At 60.9% G+C, this 20,161-nt stretch carries 19 protein-coding genes and 1 pseudogene; all 20 read left to right on the top strand.

Annotated features, from left to right (window positions below; translation table 11 throughout):
- Positions 1–115 precede the first annotated feature (115 nt).
- The 20 genes and pseudogenes from IVA78_RS03115 (at position 116) to IVA78_RS03020 (ending at position 20,150) form a co-directional block, all read left to right on the top strand.
- A pseudogene (locus IVA78_RS03115) lies at positions 116–558 on the top strand (hydrogenase accessory protein).
- Positions 555–1,412, top strand: a complete 858-nt coding sequence (locus IVA78_RS03110; RefSeq protein WP_247354104.1) for a hydrogenase expression/formation protein — start codon at positions 555–557, stop codon at positions 1,410–1,412. Before IVA78_RS03115 ends, IVA78_RS03110 begins: the two are co-directional and overlap by 4 nt.
- A complete protein-coding gene (locus IVA78_RS03105) occupies positions 1,409–1,609 on the top strand; it encodes a rubredoxin (protein WP_247277974.1) in 201 nt (66 codons plus the stop codon). The genes IVA78_RS03110 and IVA78_RS03105 overlap by 4 nt, the downstream gene beginning before the upstream one ends.
- Positions 1,606–2,121 carry a [NiFe]-hydrogenase assembly chaperone HybE gene (gene hybE / locus IVA78_RS03100; RefSeq protein ID WP_247277973.1) on the top strand — a complete coding sequence of 172 codons (516 nt, stop codon included), beginning with the start codon at positions 1,606–1,608 and terminating at the stop codon, positions 2,119–2,121. Before IVA78_RS03105 ends, hybE begins: the two co-directional genes overlap by 4 nt.
- Positions 2,118–3,212, top strand: a complete 1,095-nt coding sequence (locus IVA78_RS03095) for a nickel-dependent hydrogenase large subunit (RefSeq protein WP_247354105.1) — start codon at positions 2,118–2,120, stop codon at positions 3,210–3,212. The genes hybE and IVA78_RS03095 overlap by 4 nt, the downstream gene beginning before the upstream one ends.
- On the top strand, positions 3,205–3,546 hold the full coding sequence (gene hypA / locus IVA78_RS03090; RefSeq protein WP_247277971.1) for a hydrogenase maturation nickel metallochaperone HypA: 342 nt from the start codon (positions 3,205–3,207) through the stop codon (positions 3,544–3,546). The genes IVA78_RS03095 and hypA overlap by 8 nt, the downstream gene beginning before the upstream one ends.
- Positions 3,546–4,430 carry a hydrogenase nickel incorporation protein HypB gene (hypB, locus tag IVA78_RS03085; RefSeq protein ID WP_247277970.1) on the top strand — a complete coding sequence of 295 codons (885 nt, stop codon included), beginning with the start codon at positions 3,546–3,548 and terminating at the stop codon, positions 4,428–4,430. Before hypA ends, hypB begins: the two co-directional genes overlap by 1 nt.
- Positions 4,427–6,676: a carbamoyltransferase HypF gene (hypF, locus tag IVA78_RS03080; RefSeq protein ID WP_247301000.1), complete on the top strand. Its 2,250-nt coding sequence runs from the start codon at positions 4,427–4,429 to the stop codon at positions 6,674–6,676. Before hypB ends, hypF begins: the two co-directional genes overlap by 4 nt.
- The gene (locus IVA78_RS03075; protein WP_247301001.1) at positions 6,676–6,912 is read left to right on the top strand and encodes a HypC/HybG/HupF family hydrogenase formation chaperone; all 237 of its coding nucleotides are present in this window, start codon (positions 6,676–6,678) and stop codon (positions 6,910–6,912) included. The genes hypF and IVA78_RS03075 overlap by 1 nt, the downstream gene beginning before the upstream one ends.
- A complete protein-coding gene (gene hypD, locus IVA78_RS03070; protein ID WP_247458854.1) occupies positions 6,909–8,051 on the top strand; it encodes a hydrogenase formation protein HypD in 1,143 nt (380 codons plus the stop codon). Before IVA78_RS03075 ends, hypD begins: the two co-directional genes overlap by 4 nt.
- The gene (gene hypE / locus IVA78_RS03065; protein WP_247301004.1) at positions 8,048–9,088 is read left to right on the top strand and encodes a hydrogenase expression/formation protein HypE; all 1,041 of its coding nucleotides are present in this window, start codon (positions 8,048–8,050) and stop codon (positions 9,086–9,088) included. Before hypD ends, hypE begins: the two co-directional genes overlap by 4 nt.
- A gap of 8 nt (positions 9,089–9,096) precedes the next feature.
- On the top strand, positions 9,097–9,525 hold the full coding sequence (locus IVA78_RS03060) for a formyltransferase family protein (protein ID WP_247301005.1): 429 nt from the start codon (positions 9,097–9,099) through the stop codon (positions 9,523–9,525).
- A gap of 1,897 nt (positions 9,526–11,422) precedes the next feature.
- Entirely contained in the window at positions 11,423–12,808 is a 1,386-nt protein-coding gene (locus IVA78_RS03055) for a sugar ABC transporter substrate-binding protein (RefSeq protein ID WP_247335133.1), read from the top strand.
- A gap of 81 nt (positions 12,809–12,889) precedes the next feature.
- The gene (locus IVA78_RS03050; RefSeq protein ID WP_247277962.1) at positions 12,890–13,831 is read left to right on the top strand and encodes a sugar ABC transporter permease; all 942 of its coding nucleotides are present in this window, start codon (positions 12,890–12,892) and stop codon (positions 13,829–13,831) included.
- An 11-nt stretch (positions 13,832–13,842) separates the two neighbouring features.
- Positions 13,843–14,703 (top strand): carbohydrate ABC transporter permease, encoded by an 861-nt coding sequence (locus tag IVA78_RS03045; protein ID WP_247335132.1) that lies wholly within the window; start codon positions 13,843–13,845, stop codon positions 14,701–14,703.
- 14 nt (positions 14,704–14,717) lie between these two features.
- Entirely contained in the window at positions 14,718–15,641 is a 924-nt protein-coding gene (locus IVA78_RS03040) for a ribokinase (protein ID WP_247464282.1), read from the top strand.
- Positions 15,638–16,408 (top strand): SDR family oxidoreductase, encoded by a 771-nt coding sequence (locus tag IVA78_RS03035; RefSeq protein ID WP_247301011.1) that lies wholly within the window; start codon positions 15,638–15,640, stop codon positions 16,406–16,408. The genes IVA78_RS03040 and IVA78_RS03035 overlap by 4 nt, the downstream gene beginning before the upstream one ends.
- On the top strand, positions 16,401–17,228 hold the full coding sequence (locus IVA78_RS03030; RefSeq protein WP_247464244.1) for an HAD-IIA family hydrolase: 828 nt from the start codon (positions 16,401–16,403) through the stop codon (positions 17,226–17,228). Before IVA78_RS03035 ends, IVA78_RS03030 begins: the two co-directional genes overlap by 8 nt.
- Complete coding sequence (ugpC, locus tag IVA78_RS03025) at positions 17,228–18,340, top strand: sn-glycerol-3-phosphate ABC transporter ATP-binding protein UgpC (protein WP_247464241.1); 1,113 nt, start codon at positions 17,228–17,230, stop codon at positions 18,338–18,340. Before IVA78_RS03030 ends, ugpC begins: the two co-directional genes overlap by 1 nt.
- A 34-nt stretch (positions 18,341–18,374) precedes the next feature.
- Positions 18,375–20,150: a phosphoenolpyruvate hydrolase family protein gene (locus IVA78_RS03020; RefSeq protein WP_256468108.1), complete on the top strand. Its 1,776-nt coding sequence runs from the start codon at positions 18,375–18,377 to the stop codon at positions 20,148–20,150.
- Positions 20,151–20,161: the final 11 nt, after the last annotated feature.

Genomic DNA, 20,161 nt, shown 5'->3' with positions numbered 1-20,161 from the left:
GGAAATATATGATTCAAATCAACTAGATAAATTAGGAAAGGTGATAACCGTCCTTGGCACGTACCTTGCTGATCCCTATTCCCAGCAGAATCATAAGCTTGTCAGGGGAGGTCTGATGAAATTGCAGCAGGGAAGGCAGGAACTGGCGCGGCGTGGCTTGCCGGAGGTGGATGCTGCGACGGTCGATCGTTTTCTGAATACGACCGACGAGGCCCGCGCCATCGCCGTGTTGCTGTCGGCAGGAGACACCACGCGTTTTCCGGAGGCGACCGACGTCGCGGTCGTGCTGCCGGAGCTGATCGAGGCATTCAAGGGTCGGTTGCGTGGCGCGGTGATCGCCCCCGGTGCCGCGAGTGAACTCGGCCAGCGTTTTGGCGTACGCGTGCAGCCGACGCTGATCTTCGTCGCCAAGGGCGAGACACTCGGGCTGATCGCGAAGATCCAGGACTGGTCGATCTATGTCGACCGCATCACCAAGCTGATCGACCGTCCGCGCGGCACGAGCGCGTTGTCATGACAACCGTCGTTCCCCAACACCGCCAAGGTGTCGAACTATGAAAGCGGGCTTCTGGACTGCGCCCGAGGGGGCGGAGCAGCCGATCAACGTGTTTCCGATCGGCGATGAGAACCTGAACGCGACGAGCGGCAGCCTGACCGCCCCCGGAGCCTTGGCCAAGCTTGCCACGCTCGACAGCGCGGAACTCGCCAGGATCTGCCCGAACGCCGTCGAGCTGTTGTCGAAGGTGGCCGCAGCGATCGCGAGCCAGAAGGCCGACATGCCGACGCAACTGTTCCGGCTTGCCAATCTCAACGATCTCGAGCGCAAGCTGATTGTCGACGTGATGGGCGAGGGCGAAGTGGCCGCCGTCGTTGCGCTGCCCGATGGATCATTGGCGCAGATCCAGGAATCTGTGCTGGCCGGGATCTGGCGCGTGCGGCTCGACGCCAATCACGAATATCTCGAGGTCGGGCCGATCCCGGAGATCGTGAAGCGCGCCGCTGCCGATCTCACGGCTGCGGATTTTGAGATCGGGCAGGCCACCGAAGGTGCCATGAACGTGCTGCCGGTGCTTGCGGAAATCCGCGAGCGGGCGCTCGCATGGCGGCCTGGCATCCGCTCGCAGATCATCAATTTCACGCTGCTGCCGATGAGCCCGGTCGACATGAGTTTTCTCCAGGACACGATCAAGAACGGGCCGATCCAACTGGTTTCTCGCGGCTATGGTAGCTGCCGGGTGCTCTCCACGGGCATCCGCAATGTCTGGTCGGTGCAGTTCTTCAACGCCATGGACGCCATCATCCTCGATACGCTGGAGGTCGGCGGCGTGCCGACGGTGGCGATTGCGGCTGACGAGGACTTCGAGGACTCGGCTGAGCGGCTTCAGGAGATCATCGAGACCTATTTCAAATGAGCGGGTTCGAGAAGCGCCAGGACGTCGCCGATGTCACGCGGCTGGAATGCGGCATCTGCTGGACGATCTATGACCCCACTGATGGCGACGGGGTGGCACAGATCGAACCCCGCACTCCGTTCGCGGCGTTGCCGGAAGACTGGCGCTGCCCGAACTGCGACTCTCCAAAATCCAAGTTCATGGCGATCGAGTCATGACGGCTGATGCGCAAATTCCTGCCAGCGCCGCCGACGCCGACGCGTGGGGCGAGCTCTTGGCAGGAAGCTATCGGGAGATCGGCGAGCGCGCGATGCGCGATCTGCCGATCTACAACGACGCGCTCGGCGTCGAAGCGGTCGGTTTCCGCTGGTTCAACGGCACGACCACCGGCATCATGGTCACGCCCTGGTTCATGAACGTGGTGATGCCGGCGAGCGCGATCGCGCGGGATACGTCGGGCCCGAGCCTGCGAATCCGCTTCCCTGCGGGCGATATCGAATTCACTCTCAGCGAGGTCGGACAAATGGGCCTGATCGCGAGCTGCTCGCTGTTCTCGCCGATGTTCCAGTTCGCGGACATGGTCGCCGCGCGGGCGACGGCCGAAGCGACCCTCGCCGAGCTGATGCTGCCGGCCGACAGCGAGGAGGCGGTCCGTCGTCGCGAGCCCGCAACAAGCCCGATCGATCGGCGTAACTTCCTGCGCGGTGTTCTGACGGAGCGGTGCGGATGAGTCTGGCCTTCCGCAACGAGATCGACATCACGGTGTGGCTCGCCGGCGGCACGATTGCCGACGTGGCGATCCGGCCGCGCAGCCGGCCGCCGTTGACGCGCTTGTTCGCGGGAAAGCCGGCCTCGTCACTGCCGTCGGTGCTGTCGCGTCTGTTCTCCCTGTGCTCAATGGCGCATCAGGTAGCTTTCCTGTCCGCGGTCGAGGCGGCGCGGGGCGAGCATGCCAGTCTCGAGATCGAGCACGGTCGCGTCGTCGCTGTCGTCGCCGAACGCCTGACCGAATTGTTGCGCGGCCTGTTCGTTGGCCGTCTCACGCTTGACGGCGCCGGCGCCGCAGCCGTTCGTGCCATGATGGAGGCCACGGCCGTTCTGGGTGGCAGCATCGCCGAGCGCGGGGAGGCGGTCTCGCGCCGTGAGGCGGTGGCGAAGATCAGGGCATCGCTCGCCGCGCTCGGGATCGCGAGCGAGGAGCAAACCCCCGGGGCCGGCAGCGCGCTGGCGGTACATCTTGCGAATTTCGATGGGCATGCCTTGCTGCCGCCGGTGGTCGAAGAGTCATTCCTGTCGGCAGCCGACGATCTCGAAATCGTTATGCGGCTGCTTGCCGATGGCGCGATATTCTCCGATGCGCCTGATCTCCATGGCCGGATTCCGGAGACCGGCGTCTGGGCACGGCGGGTTGGGCGTGAGCCGATCCTGCCGCCGGGCGCGGGGCCCGCCGAGCGTCTGAAGGCGCGGATCGCGGAAGTGGCGCGGCTCTGCGCCTTCCTAGAGGCGGACGATGGGACAGTCGAGGACGCCGTCCTCCAGAGCTACCGGCTGGGGACCGGCAGAGGCGCGGGTGCCGTCGAATGCGCGCGGGGCCGGCTGTATCATGCCGTCGAGCTCGACGATGAAGACCGCATCGTCCGCTTCGAATTCTTGGCCCCGACGGAGTGGAATTTCCATGCCCGCGGGCCGTTGGTTCGCAGCCTCCAGGGATCCGTTCTCGCCGGGGGCCGGCAGGGGCTGCATGCGGTCCGCACGCTCGTCAGCTCGTTCGATCCGTGCGTCGGCTTCAGCCTCAGCTTCCGCGAGATCGGCCATGCATGAGATAGCGCTGTGCGAAGGAATCATCGAGATTATCCAGGAGGAGTCGCGCAAGCGCGCCTTCGCTAGGGTGAACGTCGTGTGCCTGGAGATCGGTGCGCTCAGCCATGTTGCGCCTGAGGCGATGAAGTTCTGCTTCGAGGCCGTCGCCGCGCCCACCATTGCGCAAGGGGCAAGGCTCGAGATCGTCGAGACGCCGGGGGCGGCCTGGTGCATGGCCTGCTCCAAAGGCGTCGAGATCAAGCAGCGCTATGAGCCATGTCCGTCCTGCGGCAGCTATCAATTGCAGGCGACCGGCGGCGAAGAGATGCGCGTGAGGGAGCTGGAGGTCGATTGATGTGCACGGTATGCGGTTGCAGTGATGCCAAAGCGTCCATCGAACACACCCATGATCATTCCCATGAGCACGATCATTCGCATCATCATGGGCACAGCCACGACCATCACCATCATCATGATCACGCGCCCGGTGATAGCGGGCTGGTCGATTGCAGCGCCAATCCGGCAGGCCAGCAGATCGCCGGCATGAGCAGCGACCGCATCATCCAGGTCGATCGCGACATTCTCTGCAAGAACAATCGGCTTGCCGCCGACAACCGCGCGCGCTTCCGAACCGACGACGTGCTCGTCTTCAACCTGGTCTCGAGCCCCGGCGCCGGAAAAACCTCGCTTCTGGTTCGTGCCGTGTCCGAGCTGAAGGACAGCTTTCCGATTGGCGTGATCGAAGGCGATCAACAGACCTCCAACGATGCCGAACGGATCCGCTCGACCGGCGTGCCGGCGATCCAAATCAATACCGGCAAGGGCTGCCATCTCGATGCCGCCATGGTCGGCGAAGCCTATAACCGCTTGCCCTGGCTTAACGGCGGCATCCTCTTCATCGAGAACGTCGGTAATCTCGTCTGTCCCGCGGCGTTCGATCTCGGCGAGGCCTGCAAGATCGTGGTGTTCTCGACCACGGAAGGCGAGGACAAGCCGCTGAAATATCCGGACATGTTCGCAGCCTCCTCTCTGATGCTGATCAACAAGATCGATCTTGCGCCCGTACTCGACTTCGATCTTGCAAGGACGATCGAATATGCGCGCCGGGTCAGTCCGAAGATTGAGGTTTCGACGGTGTCGGCGCGCTCCGGTGAGGGTTTTGCGGCATTCTATGCCTGGATTCGCAAGCGGATTGCACAGATGAAGCCGACCGAGATGGCCGTGTCGGGATCAGCATGAGCGGCGAGGCCATGGCGCGAGACCGAACACGGCTGCGCCTGCAGGTGCGCGGCGCCGTGCAGGGCGTGGGCTTTCGTCCCTACATCTACGGCCTCGCCGCGCGCTATCGGCTCGGCGGCTTCGTTGCCAATGATCCCGGTGGCGTGGTGATCGAGGTCGAGGGCGACCGCGCCGCCGATTTTGTCGATGCGCTGCCGCTGGAAAAACCGCCACTGGCTCGGATAGACGAGATTTCCGTGCAACCGGTCGGCATCACCGAAAGCGACGAGTTCCACATCCGCGTCAGTGAGCAGGGCAAGGTCTCGACCCGGATCGCCGCCGATGCCGCGACCTGTCCGCAGTGTCTGAGCGAGCTGTTTGATCCGGCGAGCCGCTTCCATCTCTATCCTTTCGTCAATTGCACCCATTGCGGCCCGCGCTACACCATCGCCGAGCGGCTGCCCTATGACCGCCGTACCACCGCGATGAGACGCTTCGCGATGTGCACGGCCTGCGCAGCAGACTATGCCGATCCGGCGAGCCGTCGCTTCCACGCCGAAGCAATTGCCTGCCCGCGCTGTGGGCCAAGGATCAGTCATGATACCAAGCAGATCGCCACTGCGATCGCTGATGGAAGGATCGTCGCGATCAAGGGGCTCGGCGGATATCAATTGCTGTGCAATGCCCGTGAAGATGCGGCTGTGTGGCGTCTGCGGCGCCGGAAGCATCGCAATCAGAAGCCGTTCGCCGTGATGGTCGGTTCGACGGATGTGGTCGGCGAGATCGCTGAAATCGATGGGGTCGGGCTCGCGCTGCTGGAATCCTCGCCGCGGCCCATCGTGCTGATGAGATCCCGCGATATGCTCCCGCCCGCGATTGCGCCGGAGCTGTCGCGGATCGGCGTCATGCTGCCCGTCGCGCCGCTGCATCATCTTGTGCTGAAGGCGCTCAATTCGGCGCATCCGCGAGCGGACGGCGCAAGTTGGGCGATCGTGGCAACCAGCGCCAATCCTGGCGGCGAGCCGCTGGTGGTCGTCAATGACGAGGCCAAACGGCGGCTTGCCGGCATCGCCGACCTGATCGTCACGCATGACCGCGACATCGTCACCCGCGCGGACGACTCTGTCGTGTCGGTGGTCGCGGGCCGAGCGCAGTTCATCCGCCGCGCCCGCGGCTATATTCCCGAGCCGATTAGACTCGCGAAGTCCGTCCCGTCGGTGCTTGCGGTCGGCGGCGCGCTGAAGTCGACGGTCACCGTCATCCGCGGCAACGAAGCCTTCGTCTCCCAGCACATCGGCGATCTCGACACCGCGGAAGGCATTCGCTTTTTCGAGGAGACGGTGGATCACCTGCTCTCGACGCTGGACATCGAGCCGGTCGTCATCGCCCATGACCTGCATCCGAACATGGCCTCGACCCGTTTCGCCGAAGCCAGCGGGAGGCGGCTGATCGCGGTCCAGCATCACCATGCCCATGCGGCATCCGTGATGGCGGAACATGGCGTCGCAGGGCCAGCGTTGGCGCTGGTGCTCGACGGCTTCGGCTATGGCAGCGACGGTGGCAATTGGGGCGGCGAGTTGCTCTCGTGCGATGGTGCACGCTTCCGGCGGCTCGGACATCTGGCGCCGATGAAGATGCCCGGTGGCGATCGCGCGACGCGCGAGCCGTGGCGCATGGCCGCGAGCGTGCTGCACGCCTTGCGGCGCGGCGACGCGATTGCGAAGCGCTTTGCGATGCAGCCGCAGGCTGCGCGTCTCTGCGCTATGCTCGACCAGCCCGGCGTGGCGACGACGACCAGCGCCGGCCGGCTGTTTGACGCGGCGGCGGCGCTGCTTGGTCTCTGTCCGGTGCAGAGTTACGAGGGCGAAGCCGCAATGAAGCTGGAAGCGCGTGTCCGCACACCGCGCCTCGCGGAGGACGGCTGGACGATCGAGAATGGCGTGCTGTCTCTTTTCCCCTTGCTCGAGCGCCTTGCGGTCGATCCGGTCGATGGGGCCGACCTCTTCCATGGCACCTTCGCCGCCGCCTGCATCGACTGGATCGCGCGCGCGGCACTGGAGACCAGCGTAACGACCGTCATCCTGAGCGGTGGCTGCTTCCTCAACGCGATCCTCGCAAGCGAGATCGGGCGCGGCTGCGTCGCCGCCGGGCTCTCGCCGTTGCTGCCTCGCCAGGTGCCGTCCAATGACGGCGGCCTTAGCCTCGGGCAGGCCTGGGTCGCCGCGCTCCAACTCCTCGAACAGCAAGGCCCGGAAGGAAACGCCTGATGTGTCTCGCGATACCTGCTGAGGTCACAAAGCTCCTGCCCGACGACATGGCCGTCGTCTCGATCGATGGCGTCAGCAAGGAGATCTCGGTGGCGCTGATCGAAAACCTCGCCGTCGGCGACTACGTGATCATCCATGTGGGCTACGCCCTGACCAAGATCGATCCGGAGGAGGCGCAGCGGACGCTGGGGCTGTTGCGTGAAATCGGCGCCGAAAGCCGGGAGGCCGCGCAATGAAATATGCCGACGAGTTTCGCGACAAGGAGATCGCGCTGGGATTGGCGAAGGCGATTCGCTCGGAGGCCGATCCGGAAAAATCCTATCGTTTCATGGAATTTTGCGGCGGCCACACGCATGCAATCTCCCGCTACGGGCTGGAGGACATGCTGCCGAAGAACGTGCGGATGATCCACGGCCCCGGCTGCCCTGTCTGCGTCTTGCCAGCGGGACGCATCGACATGGCGATCCGGCTCGCCGAGCGGCCGGACGTGATCCTTTGCGTCTACGGCGACCTGATGCGGGTGCCGGGCTCGCAGGGTGGCTCGCTGCTGAAGGCGAAGGCGCGCGGCGGCGACGTCCGTATGGTTTATTCCACGATTGATGCAATCCGTGTTGCGGAAGAAATTCCCGGCCGCGCGGTCGTGTTCTTCGCCATCGGCTTCGAGACCACGACGCCGCCGACCGCCGTGATGATCCGGCTCGCTGAGAAGAAGCAGCTCAAGAACTTCAGCGTGTTCTGCAATCATGTGCTGACGCCGCCGGCGATGCAGAACATCCTGGAAAGCCCCGATATCCGCAATATCGGCCGCGTCGAGATCGACGGCTTCGTCGGGCCGGGCCATGTCTCGACCATCATCGGCACCGAGCCTTACGAGTTCTTTGCCGAAGAATTCAGCAAGCCGGTGGTGATCGCGGGCTTCGAGCCGCTCGACATGATGCAGGCGATCCTGATGCTGGTGCGGCAGGTCAACGAGCACCGGCATGAGGTGGAGAACCAGTATAGCCGCGCAGTGACCCGTGACGGCAATCTGCGCGCCAAGGAGGAGGTCTCCGACATCTTCGAGCTGCGCGACCAGTTCGAGTGGCGCGGTCTCGGCCTAGTGCCTTATAGCGGGCTCAAGCTGAAGCGGGCCCACGCCAAATACGACGCCGAGGTCCGCTTCGACATGAACGAGCTTCGCGTTGCCGACAGTCCGGCCTGTGAATGCGGCGCCATCCTGCGCGGCGTGAAGAAGCCGGTCGACTGCAAGCTGTTCGGCACGGTGTGCACGCCGGAGACGCCGATGGGGTCCTGCATGGTCTCGTCCGAGGGTGCATGTGCGGCACACTGGACTTACGGCCGCTTCCGCGATCATCAGCAACGGCGCGCGTCATGAAAGCCCATCAGCGCAAGCTCGACATAAGGAACGGCTGCGTCGACCTGTCCCACGGATCCGGTGGCCGCGCGATGTCGCAACTGATCTCGGGCCTGTTCCACGAGGCCTTCGGCAATGAATGGCTGGCGTGCGGCAACGACCAGTCTGCGTTCGATGTCGGCGCCGGGCGCATGGTGATGACGACCGACGGCTATGTGGTCTCGCCGCTGTTCTTTCCGGGCGGCAATATCGGCTCGCTCGCCGTGCATGGCACGGTCAACGACATCGCCATGGCCGGCGCGCGGCCCCTCTATCTCTCAGCGAGCTTTATCATCGAGGAAGGTTTTCGTTTCTCCGACCTGAAGATGATTGCGGATTCCATGGGCGAGGCTGCGCGAGCCGCGGGCGTCTACATCATCACCGGTGACACGAAGGTCGTCGAGCGCGGCAAGGCCGACGGCCTGTTCATCTCGACAGCCGGGGTCGGTGTCGTGCCTGCCGGGCTCGACCTCTCTGCTGGGAATGCCCGCGTCGGCGATCGTGTCCTGATCTCTGGAACGCTCGGGGACCATGGCGTCGCCATCATGTCCAAACGCCAGAACCTCGCTTTTGAGACCGAGATCGTCTCTGATTCCGCGTCGTTGCATGATTTCGTGGCGAGCATGCTGGCGGCCGGCGGCAAGGGCATCCGTTTGATGCGCGATCCCACCCGCGGTGGGCTCGCCGCGACGCTGAACGAGATCGCCCAGCAGTCCGGCCTCGGCTTCCGACTTCAGGAGGCGGCGATCCCGGTGAAGCCAGGTGTTGCTGCGGCCTGCGAACTGCTCGGGCTCGATCCGCTCTACGTCGCCAACGAAGGCAAGCTCGCAGCGATCGTGGCGCCCGAGGTTGCAGCAGCCGTGCTTGCGGCGATGCGGGTGCATCCGTTCGGCCGTGATGCCGCCGAGATCGGCGAGGCCGTGGCAGACGACCACCATTTCGTGCAGATGGCGACGAGCTTTGGCGGCGGAAGGATCGTCGACTGGCTGTCGGGCGAACAATTACCTCGGATCTGTTGAGGCTCAGGATGCGCATTCTGCTTTTGTCGCATTCCTTGAACAACCTGACGCAGCGGCTGCATGTCGAACTCTGCGAGCGTAACCATGAGATCTCGGTCGAGCTCGATATCCATCCCGACGTGACCCGCGAAGTGTTGCGCTGTATCCGCCGACCTCGTTATCGCGCCGTTCTTGAAAAGGCCGATCCCGGACGATGTCTGGCTGGCGTGCGTTGCCTCATCGTGCACCCCGGCCCGCCAGGTGACCGCGGTCCTGCGGCTCTCGACCGGGCCATTCTCGAGGGCGTCGCGGAGTGGGGTGTCACGGTGCTGCAGGCGGATGGCGAGTTCGACGCCGGTCCGATCTGGGTCTTGTCGGCTCGAGCGATTGCGCTGGCTTTCTTCCCTAACCACGGACACGCTGCAGACCGCGTTCAAAGCGTCATTCCGCTGCGATGATTTCAAACAATAATCGCCGTTGGAAATCTCGCCCATCTTGCCTCTGTCTCATCGAATGCAGGCGGGGGCTCCCAAGGCGGGATTCGATCTGCTCCGCATGCTTTTCTGACGAAGGCAGGCGCTTCGGCTTCGCCAAAGCAGCCTTCAAGTTTACATCTCACCGACCTCATAGCCAGGGGATATCGGATCTCGCCAGTTAAAAAGACTGGCGCACCCTGCGCCAGGCGATGCAGCTATACGCGCCCTACTGGCTCGATCTGTTGATTTGCGCCGAGAATGCGGGTCAGAGCGCAGGATTTCACAGTTAAGACCCTGTTTGTTGCATCAATTAAGATTCAGGTATCGTTAGGTTCAGCAGTCACGGCGAAGCACTCAAATTGAATGTTCCGGTCGCCAAGGAGGGCGCACTCAGACTCTTGCGCCAATCGTGCGCCGAGAGGCTTGGCATTGTCGTCCCGTAGGTCAGTGCTGCGGTGAAGAAGATGCAGGAGGCACCCACGTAACGCCGACAGGAGGCGAGAATGCACGATAGCTCTTATCGTTCCCAGCACGGTTCAGTAAAGTTCTGCGCAATGTGCGGTCGAAGGTTTGGGCTCGTACGCTACTACAGCTGGCGAACGGCACTTTGCTCCAAGAAATGCGTCGACCGGTTCAGGGAGCGGCGGGAAGCCGACCATAAATGGCTTCGTCGGTTGCGGACGGCTTGAGACTGGCGAGATCAGTCCACAAATCGATGATATGCAGTCGGCCGTAGGTTCCCTCGCAATCCAGAAGATCGGCGGGATCATAAGCCGGGTCTCGGAAATCTCATGGCGATCCCGTCTGCAGTTGAGAGCAGGGGGTAGCCAGCCACGCAAAGGCATTTCCCGAAACGTGCAGCAGGAGCGTAAGGCGGCAATGGGATGCATTGCCGACGTCAAACGCGGCGCAACGGACGCCTGTTCGGCTTTAATCCAGCTGCTTGTCTTGGCACAGAGGCGGTCCAACGACAGCGGCGACTGAAGACCCGAGTCGAGAAGTTCCTGATGATGGTTCGCGTACCCTAAAGCTGCCTAGTAGGCGCTTCCACCGTCCTGAAGGAAGATCAACGGGCAGCACAATCCGAAATGAAGGAATCAAATGGATACAGCTGAGACTTCGTCCGAAGTTGCGGGCGCAAACATCATCACTGTTCCGTTCGAGGAGAGAAACCAGATCTCAGAGACCAGGAGACATTGTCAAACATTGCGACGGAGCATCGAGAGTTTGCGCGAATGTCTCAGGACCATTGAGAGCATGACTGGGAGCGTTGATGACCGGCGCGTGCGCGAGAACCTTCAATGCCAAATAAACTCGTTGAATGAACTGCTGCTGCTGAGGCTTAGTCAATTATCGACGATTGATCACGCGTTGCAGCAAACGCTTCGCTCTATCGGGTTGCGGAGCCCGTAGATCGAAACGGGTCCTCGCGTTCAATGCGAGGGCCTGTTTAGGGCCAGGACCTCCGCGAAGGCTGCTTGAGCGCAACTCGAGGAATTGATTTGCACGATCAACCCAACCCCTGACGAGCCTTGCGCTCAGTGCTCTTGAGCAGTTCAGTGGAAGTCATCATAGACGCTCGAGCCGAACCGGCATACGCTACGCGGCAAGCTGATCATTAGCCTGCCGTTTTGCATGCGCTGAATAAATGTGCAGCATCACTGCTTCCATGCCTCTAACTTCAATACCCGTCTGGCCCGGCGTCCAATCCGCGATTCTGTGCTGAATCATCCACTTTTTGACCTTACTCAATTTTACCCAACCTGAGTTCGAAAAGCCGGTTACGACGGAAGAATGACCGCTAGCGTTCCCGCCACTGCGGCCTTTCGGATGAGGAGGGCGCGTGGTTTACGGGCCAAAGAGCCCATCGGAGGGGATCATGCCAAGGAAGCTCGCCGCTGGTTGCGGCCATTCTGCCGATTTTGTCAGAAAAGCTCTTATATGCTGCACGCTTTTGGCCGCGTCGGCCATGACGTCTACCCACGCCAAGGCGGACGACATCAACTGGCGGCAGTTCGAAGGTGCATCGATCGTCTGGGCCTACGACATTCATCCGTACGCCGACGCGGTCGCAGCCCAGCTGCCTGAGTTCGAGAAGCTCACCGGCATCAAGGTGACGCCGGAGCTTTATCCGGACGACGCATATTGGAATAAGCTGACGATCCAACTCAGCACGAAGTCACCAAGCTGGGACGTCGTGGGCACGGGGATTCAGCCCGCTTGGGATCTCGCGCCGGGCCAGTTGCTTGAGCCGCTCGATCGATATCTGAACGATCCAAAACTCACCGCTGCAGGCTATGATTACAAGGACTTCTTCCCTGCGCTGCGGGATGCCCTGACCTGGAAAGTCAAGGAGGGCCAGATCGAGCCCGGAAGCGGGCAGGTTTGGGCGATCCCGCATGGTTTTGAGAACATCCAGCTGTTCTACCGTAAGGACATCCTCGACAAGTACGGCCTCAAGGTTCCGACGACCCCGCCAGAGATGTCCGCGGCGTGCGAAAAGCTGAAGGCTGCGGACGGCGCGATTACGCCGTTGGGCGTGCGCGGCGTCCGCTTTTGGAGCAGCATCCACACCGCCGCCATCTCGATTGCCAAATCCTACGGCGTACATGATTTCCTCATCAAGGATGGCAAGCTCGAGACAGGTCTGGAGTCGCCAGAGTCGATCGCGTTCCACAAGGACTATGTCGACATGATCAGGAAATGTGCGGCTCCGTCCTTTGCCAACGACAACTGGTACCAAGTGGTCGATGGTATCAACTCAGGACGAACCGCGATGGCGATCGATTCCAACATGTTCGGGTTCTGGAACGACGTGGCCGGCAAGCCAGCCTCGGGGAAGATCGCCTTCGCACCCTCCTTGCGTGCTCCGAACAGCAAGAACTTCGAATCCAACATCTGGATCTGGTCGCTTGCGATGAACGCTTCTTCCCAGAAGAAGGGTGCGGCCTGGCTGTTCATCCAATGGGCAACGTCAAAGCAGGTCGAGCTGAATGGTGCCGTTGCCGGCAAGCTCGTCAACCCTCCGCGCGCCTCCACCTGGGCCGACAAGGCTTGGCTCGAATATGCTGCCAAGCCTGAATTCAACAACTTCGTCGACACGTTCAAGAGCGTGCAGGAGAGGGCTGCATTGGCCTTTACGCCCCGAGTAGGCTTTGCCGAAGCAATGAATGCTTGGGCGGTTGCCATGCAGAAGATGGTCAATGGAGCCGATGTAAAGACAACCTTGGCTGACCTCGCATCAGAGATCCGTTCCTCTATGTGAAGCATAAGCAAGGGGCGGCAGTCGTAATTGCCGCCTCTTCACATGTTAAAGGTCAATGAGATGGACCTTCGAGGATCCGACGTGATCGCGACACTGCAGTCTTCGACCAGCCAACTTGCCCCATCAAAACATGAGGCGGCAAGGGGTCTTGAGGAGGCGCGTCTCGACTGGTGGAGCATTGCTGCGATCGCTCCTGCTATCATCATATTGCTCGGATTTCTTTTCCTGTTCTTCTATGGCGTGTTTCAATCGTTGACTGACCTCAAGTTTGGGCGGCCGCTGGTCCGCTTCATCGGCCTCGACAATTACGCAGCCCTGATCAAGACAGCCGATTTCTGGAACAGCGTCCGCGCGACCGTTGTTTACGCCGGATCGGCGGTATTTGTGCAAGCCGCGCTCGGTCTCGCACTTGCCAAGCTGTTCGCCACGGAAGTCTTCCTTGCGCGCCTGATGAGGCCCGTCATTCTCCTGCCTCTCGTCCTACCCCCAATGAGCGTCGCGCTCATGTGGACGACGATGATGGACCCGCAAAGCGGGATCATGAACTATCTGCTGTCCCTTGCCGGCATCAGCCGTTTTGCTTGGATTTCAGACCCTGCGACCGCAATGTTCTCGCTCGTCCTGATCGACGTTTGGACCTATACGCCGTTCTTCGCGTTGATCATTTTTGCCGGCCTGCAGGGTATAAATGATGAGATCAGGGAGGCGGCGCGCGTCAATGGCGCGAAGGGATGGGCAATCTTCCTGCACATCGAGCTGCCGCTTATCGCTCCCTACATTCTGATCGCCGCGGTGTTTCGGTTGATCGAATCCCTCAATCAATTCGACATCATCTTCGGCACAACGCAAGGAGGGCCCGGCAACAGTACCGCCGTGCTTTCAGTGCGCGCCTACATTACAGCGTTCCAGAATCTCGCCTTCGGGCGTGGGGCCGCAGTTATGGTGGTCAATTGGATGATCGTGCTGGTCGGGACGTTCGCCATGGTTAAGCTGTGGCGCTTCGTTCGGCAGCGCGTCAGCTGAAAAGGCAACACATGCGCTTCAGACGTTCGACTGCCACCAATCTGGTCCTGAACCTGCTCGTCGGACTGTGCGCATTGATCCTGGCCTTTCCACTTGTCTGGATCGTGACGATGTCGTTGAAGCAGCAGGCCGAGATCATGGCCTGGCCGCCGAGTTTCGTGTTCTCGCCGACGTTGGACAACTTTCGTGTCTTGTTCGATGTGGCGAAGGCGGGGGCGACCAGCTACGGAACCATCAAAGTCGATTTCCTGACACCGATCACGAACAGTGTCGTGATAGCGCTCGGCTCCGTTCTCGTCTCCTTAGCTGTGGGAGTTCCTGCGGCGTACGTTCTGGCGAGGCGGGATATACCTTTCAAGGAAGATATCGCCTTCTTCATTCTTGGATTTCGCTTTGCCCCGGTGTTTCTGGTCGTCATCCCGCTCTTCAGCGTTTTCCAGACGGTCGGACTGTATGACACCTATCTCGGCATGATCTGGGTCTATCAGGTCGTCACACTGCCGATGATGGTTTGGCTGAGCCGCTCCTACATTGAAGACATCCCAAAGGATATCGAGGAGGCAGCCGCGATGGATGGCGCGAGACCTTTCCGGGTCATGTTGCATATCGTGCTGCCGCTCTTGAAGCCCGGCCTGATCGGTGCCTCGTTGCTCATCTTTCTGCTTGCCTGGCACAACTTCGCGCTCGGTCTCATCCTCAGCTCGACCAAGGCGCCGGTGACGGTGGCTCTTCTCAAGCTGCTCAACCCCGGCGTGCAGTTCTACCCTGTCATGGCCGCAGGGTTGGTCCTGACAATGATCATTCCCGTCATTTTGATCGTTATCGGCCAGCGTCACCTCGAACGTGGCCTCACCTTCGGTGCCGTAAAATGAGTGTCAGGCCATTGATGTTCTTTGGAACGACAAATATCGATCTCTGCTTCAGTGTCGAGCGACTGCCAACGCCGGGTGAAAGCCTGATGGGCACATTGACCCGCAACCCTGGAGGGAAGGCCGCCAATCAGGCCGTTGCCGCTGCCCGGCTCGGGCTCAAGCCACACTTCTACACGCGTCTTGGCGATGACGAAGCCGGGCACTCCCTGTTGCAGTCGCTGCGCGAGGCCGGTGTTCGCGCGGATGCCATCAAGATCTGTGCGGGCGAGATCTCTGGTTCGGCCATGGTTATGGTCGGTGACGACGGCTCCAATATGATTGTCATCGACCCTGGCGCCAATCTGAACGTGACGCCAGATATGATCGAGGGCGCGGCGCAATTCATAGAGCCCGATGCGATCGTGGTCGCCGAAATGGGCATGCCGATCGGAGCGCTCAATCGGCTCTTCGAAATGAAATGCGAGAAGGAATTTAAGCTCATCTTCAACCCGGCGCCGGTGCGGCCGGGGCTTTCATCGGCGGCCTGGCGAAGTGTTGATTTCGTGACGCCGAACCAGGCCGAAGCTTTTGAGCTGACGGGGATCGAGGTGTACGACTTCAACAGCGCCGCGCACGCAGCCATGAGGCTTGTTGATCTCGGGCCGAGTGCCGCGCTGATCACCCTGGGTGCACAAGGCGTATACTATGCCGATGCGGAAACGTCTTTTGCGCTTCGGGCCTTTCCCGTCAAGGTGATTGATACCACGGCCGCGGGAGATGCTTTCAACGGAGCGTTCGCCGCATCACTCGCCCAGCGGCTGCCGTTAAGGGAAGCAGTGAGGAAGGCGCTGGCCGTGGCCTCGCTTTGTGTGACGCGGCGCGGCGCTCAAAGCTCCATGCCGAGCGCGGAGGCGGTTGACGAGTTTCTGAAGTCACAAACGATCTTGGAGTTGGAATGACTGAACAGTTCTCAGTTTTAGGTAGAACGGTGCTCGTGACCGGAGCCGGCGGCGGCATCGGGTCTGCCATTGTGAATGCATTTAGGGCAGGAGGGGCGAACGTCCTTGCCACTGACACCAACCTTGCAAACCTCAGAGACACTTTGGCAAGCTTGCGCTATGGCAACGGCGTCCTGCCCATGGCAATGGATGTCACTCGCGAGGAGGACGTCGCCCGGGTCCTCGATGAGATTGCCAAGAACTTTGGCCGGCTCGATGTGCTGGTCAACAATGCCGGCATCAAGTCTGCCCAGCCGCTCCTAAAAGGCAGTGCCGCGACGATCGAGCGCACCATCCAGATCAACTCGGTTGCTGTTCTGCGATGCTCGAAATTAGCGATCGAGCGCTTCATGCAAGCCAGGGGAGGCCGCATCGTCAACGTCGGTTCCTCACTGTCCTCACAGGGGGCAGTCTTCAACTACCAGGCCGGTGGCGCCGACTATTGCTTGTCGAAGGCAATCGTTCACGACGTTACCAAACTGCTTGCCTATGAATGCGCGCCCCTCAACATCAATGTGAACGCAATCGCGCCCGGAATCATCGATACGCCGATGCATGGACGTCCGCGTGAGGAGACCGAAGCTCGCCACAGCGGCCGGATTCCCTTGGGGCGGGTCGGGGTGCCGGAGGATATCGCAGGTCTTGCCGTCTTTCTGGCAAGTCCTGCAGCTTCCTATATGACCGGGCAGATCGTTCACGTGAATGGCGGGATGCTGATGAATGGCTAACACGGGCTTTCGCATCAACTGGCCGCCAATAGAAGGCATCATTTCGGATCTGGATGGCGTGGTCTATCGCGGGAGTGCTGCGATTGCCGATGCTATCCAGGTATTTGGACGATGGCAGGCGGCGGGACTGCCGTTCTGCTTCGTGACAAACAATTCAACGCACACGCCAGAGGACGTCGTCCGCAAACTGGAGGCGTTTGGCCTTGCCATCGCGCCGACAAACGTTGTTACGAGTGCTGTCACCGCCGCCGAACTCCTCCGCGCGAAATACCAGGACCTTGCGCGTGTATTTGTCATCGGCGCGCCATCCCTCGTGAAGGCTATCGCCGACATCGGGCTCGAGGTCACCGATCGGAAACCTGATGCCGTCGTCATGGGGCTGGACCGTCAGATCACGCATGAAAAGATGCGGATTGCGGTGGAAGCGATCTTGGACGGAGCGGTGTTCATCGGTACCAACCCCGATCTCCTCTTGCCGACCGCAGGAGGTTTCGAGCCCGGAGCTGGCGCGACGATCATGGCCGTGGCTGCTGCCACGAAAGTTGAGCCCCTGATCGTTGGTAAGCCCGAGCCGCACATGATTGAGACGGCACTTGCGCGCCTGGGCACCGCTCGCAGTGCCACATTGCTGATTGGCGACCAAATTCCGACGGATATTCAGGCCGGGAGCCGTGCAGGGTTGCTGACCGTGCTGGTGACCACCGGCGTTCCGTCCCGAGAGGATTCATCACTGATGCCGCCCGACTTCGTCGTATCCAGTCTGGCGGAGATCGAGGTGGCGCCGGTGCTGGTTGGAAGCCCGCGACAGAGGAGAGCGTGATGGCCGATGTTCGCTTGGAAGGCGTGAGTAAAGCGTTCGGGACCATCCAGATCCTGCGGAACATCGACCTGACCATCGATCATGGCGAATTCGCCGTCTTCGTTGGACCATCGGGCTCGGGCAAGTCGACGCTGCTACGAATGATCGGAGGGTTGGAGCGCATCAGCGGTGGTCGGCTCTTGATCGACAATGAGGTCGTCAACAATGTTGACGCGGCCGACCGTAACCTCGGCATGGTATTTCAGAGCTACGCTCTCTATCCGCACATGACGGTGCGAGAGAACCTCGCCTTTCCCCTAAGGATGGCCAAGGCTGCGAGGGCCGAGATTGATACCAAAGTCGTTGAGACGGCATCGCTGTTGCAGATCAATCATCTGTTAGATCGTAAACCTCGACAACTTTCAGGGGGACAGCGCCAGCGGGTGGCCATTGGGCGCGCGATTGTACGCGAACCCAAGGTGTTCCTGTTCGATGAGCCGCTGTCGAACCTTGACACGGAATTGCGGGTGCAGATGCGGGTCCAGATTGCCAAGCTGCACAGGCAGCTTGGAAACACCATGATCTATGTGACGCACGACCAGGTCGAGGCCATGACGATGGCCGACAAGATTGTCGTGCTCAAGGACGGCAATATTGAGCAAGTCGGAAGCCCGCATGATCTTTATCACAATCCTGCGTCCCGATTTGTGGCGGGATTCATTGGCTCGCCCAGGATGAATTTTCTCAACGGCCACATCGAGGCTGCACACGAGGCGGGCCTGGACGTCAAACTGGACGCGGGGACGACGGTCTCCGTGCCCGTCCAGCCGGATCAATTGCTCGTCGGCAAGCCGATCACGCTCGGAATTCGGCCCGATGATTTCTCTCCGCCTTCGGCGGTGAGGAAGGAGATCGCAATCGAACTCGACGTCGATTTTGTCGAGCATCTTGGCAGCGTCACATACATCTACGGCAACGCTGGAAATGAAACAGTGGTTGCAAAGGCGCCAAAGGCCGAGCCCCCCAGGGGGCTTGGCAAGGTTCGTCTTGCAGCCTCGCCTGTGGACTGCCATCTCTTCATGACGAACGGAAAGGCGCTGCGACGGTTGCACGCGCCCGCAAATTGGGGCTAATTATTGGACCTGCCGTGCAAAAAGCGGGGCCGGTATGCACACGCGGGCGGACCAGGTAAGGGGCGGCGGGATCAGCCAGTTCTTCCGGAACTCCCGTTCGTTTGTGCTGGGAGCGGGAATCGGATCGGGCATGACCGCAAGAGCGGCCGAACGCGCGGGCGCAGATTTCGTGCTCGCGCTTAATGCTGGTCGTTTTCGGGCGATGGGCGGATCGTCACCAGCCTCGATTCTTCCAATACGCAATTGCAATGAATTCGTGGCCGGCTTCGGCCGGACCGAGATCCTGCCTAGCACGAAATTGCCGGTGTTTTTTGGAGCCTGTACCTTCGATCCGCAGCTCGATATCGACCGGTGGCTTGAGCGCATCATCAGATGGGGCTTTTCGGGGGTCACCAACTTCCCATCTGTCATCCATATCGATGACTACAGGAGGTCACTGCTTGAGAAATGCGGCCTTGGCTACGAGCGGGAAATCGAGCTCCTGGTGAAGGCGGCAAAACGCGGCCTGATGACGATCGCCTATACGCGCACCCAATCCGAGGCAAGGCGCATGGTTGAAGCGGGCACTGAGGCCATCTGCATCAACTTCAATCTCAACCGGAGCATCGAAACCGGATCTGCCCCATCGATCAGCCTCGCGGAGCTTGCCGCGCGTGCCAGCGCCGTTGCGCGTGTGGCTCAATCGATTGACAGAAACGCTATCTGCCTGCTTGGCGGCGGGCCAATAACCAAGCCTGACGAACTCTTGGAGATCTGTCGCGAAACGGGTGTCCAGGGCTTTATCGGCGGCTCTTCGCTCGACCGTGTCCCACTGGAAATGTCAGTCCTCGAGGTGACGTCGGGGTTCAAGACCATTCACTTGTTGCGGGAGAAGGTCGATCTCCTGGAGCGCCAGCTTCAGTTAAGTGGGTTCAGACATGGGGTGATCGCACAGTCCTCAGTCATGAAGCGCACCCTGGAGACCGCAAGACGCCTTGGTGCTAGTCCCAACCCTGTGCTCGTTTGGGGCGAGGCGGGATCAGGGAAGCGGAGAATAGCAAGCCTCGTTCATTCCTTTAGCGACCGGAAGCACGTGAACGCGGCGCTGTTTCATTGTCGTCGGGGCCTCGCAATCGATATGATCGGTGCGCTGTTCGGCGCCGAGGCCGATGAGAACAGGAGACGCCAACTGTCGCTCCTGGAAGGCGCAAGCGATTCTGCGCTCTTGCTGACGCATGTCGATCAGCTGTCGCGAGATGGGCAAGAGCGTCTTGCCGACTATCTCGAGACAGGTACCTTCACGCCGCTGAACGGCGCATCCCTTGTAAGGTCAAACGCCCGGATCATCGCAACCGTAACGGTGGCTCGCGGAGCAAGCTTGGAAAGTGTTCTATGTCCCCGCCTTCTTGCCTTCTTTGCTGGGCTCGACATAGAACTACCCGCTTTGCCAAACCGGCTGGAGGACCTTCCGCAGCTCATTCAACATTTCACGGTGGAGGCGAAGGGAGTTTCGAACGCGCAAACGCTCGGGATAGAAAATTCTGCATTCCTGGCGCTCGCCGGCCATTATTGGCCGGGTAACTTGAGAGAATTACGCCAGATCGTCAACCAGCTGGTAATGCTGCCAGGTACCCACATTACAGCTGATGTCCTAAAGCCCCTTTTGAACGCGTCGTCACCCGCTAAGCCCATAAGTGCACTTTCCGAACGCGAGTGGATCATCGACGGTTTGAAACGCAACAGGCTTCACCGCGGAAAGACCGCCCGCTCGCTGGGGCTTTCAAGAAAAACCCTCTACAACAAGATCAAGAAGCTGCGGATATTGGAATAGGCTACTGCTCC

The sequence above is a fragment of the Bradyrhizobium sp. 137 genome, from assembly GCF_023074095.1.
In the GTDB taxonomy this organism is placed as follows: domain Bacteria; phylum Pseudomonadota; class Alphaproteobacteria; order Rhizobiales; family Xanthobacteraceae; genus Bradyrhizobium.
This window is presented reverse-complemented; position numbering and strand designations above follow the sequence as displayed.

Excerpts from the sequence above, each read along its gene's own strand:
- ugpC (WP_247464241.1), top strand. The coding sequence starts at position 17,228 with ATGGCCGATGTTCGCTTGGAAGGCGTGAGTAAAGCGTTCGGGACCATC.
- IVA78_RS03105 (WP_247277974.1), top strand. The coding sequence starts at position 1,409 with ATGAGCGGGTTCGAGAAGCGCCAGGACGTCGCCGATGTCACGCGGCTG.
- IVA78_RS03030 (WP_247464244.1), top strand. The coding sequence starts at position 16,401 with ATGGCTAACACGGGCTTTCGCATCAACTGGCCGCCAATAGAAGGCATC.
- IVA78_RS03040 (WP_247464282.1), top strand. The coding sequence starts at position 14,718 with ATGTTCTTTGGAACGACAAATATCGATCTCTGCTTCAGTGTCGAGCGA.
- IVA78_RS03075 (WP_247301001.1), top strand. The coding sequence starts at position 6,676 with ATGTGTCTCGCGATACCTGCTGAGGTCACAAAGCTCCTGCCCGACGAC.
- IVA78_RS03020 (WP_256468108.1), top strand. The coding sequence starts at position 18,375 with ATGCACACGCGGGCGGACCAGGTAAGGGGCGGCGGGATCAGCCAGTTC.
- IVA78_RS03045 (WP_247335132.1), top strand. The coding sequence starts at position 13,843 with ATGCGCTTCAGACGTTCGACTGCCACCAATCTGGTCCTGAACCTGCTC.
- hypD (WP_247458854.1), top strand. The coding sequence starts at position 6,909 with ATGAAATATGCCGACGAGTTTCGCGACAAGGAGATCGCGCTGGGATTG.
- hypE (WP_247301004.1), top strand. The coding sequence starts at position 8,048 with ATGAAAGCCCATCAGCGCAAGCTCGACATAAGGAACGGCTGCGTCGAC.
- IVA78_RS03060 (WP_247301005.1), top strand. The coding sequence starts at position 9,097 with ATGCGCATTCTGCTTTTGTCGCATTCCTTGAACAACCTGACGCAGCGG.
- IVA78_RS03035 (WP_247301011.1), top strand. The coding sequence starts at position 15,638 with ATGACTGAACAGTTCTCAGTTTTAGGTAGAACGGTGCTCGTGACCGGA.
- hypA (WP_247277971.1), top strand. The coding sequence starts at position 3,205 with ATGCATGAGATAGCGCTGTGCGAAGGAATCATCGAGATTATCCAGGAG.
- IVA78_RS03095 (WP_247354105.1), top strand. The coding sequence starts at position 2,118 with ATGAGTCTGGCCTTCCGCAACGAGATCGACATCACGGTGTGGCTCGCC.
- hypB (WP_247277970.1), top strand. The coding sequence starts at position 3,546 with ATGTGCACGGTATGCGGTTGCAGTGATGCCAAAGCGTCCATCGAACAC.
- IVA78_RS03055 (WP_247335133.1), top strand. The coding sequence starts at position 11,423 with ATGCCAAGGAAGCTCGCCGCTGGTTGCGGCCATTCTGCCGATTTTGTC.
- hypF (WP_247301000.1), top strand. The coding sequence starts at position 4,427 with ATGAGCGGCGAGGCCATGGCGCGAGACCGAACACGGCTGCGCCTGCAG.
- IVA78_RS03110 (WP_247354104.1), top strand. The coding sequence starts at position 555 with ATGAAAGCGGGCTTCTGGACTGCGCCCGAGGGGGCGGAGCAGCCGATC.
- hybE (WP_247277973.1), top strand. The coding sequence starts at position 1,606 with ATGACGGCTGATGCGCAAATTCCTGCCAGCGCCGCCGACGCCGACGCG.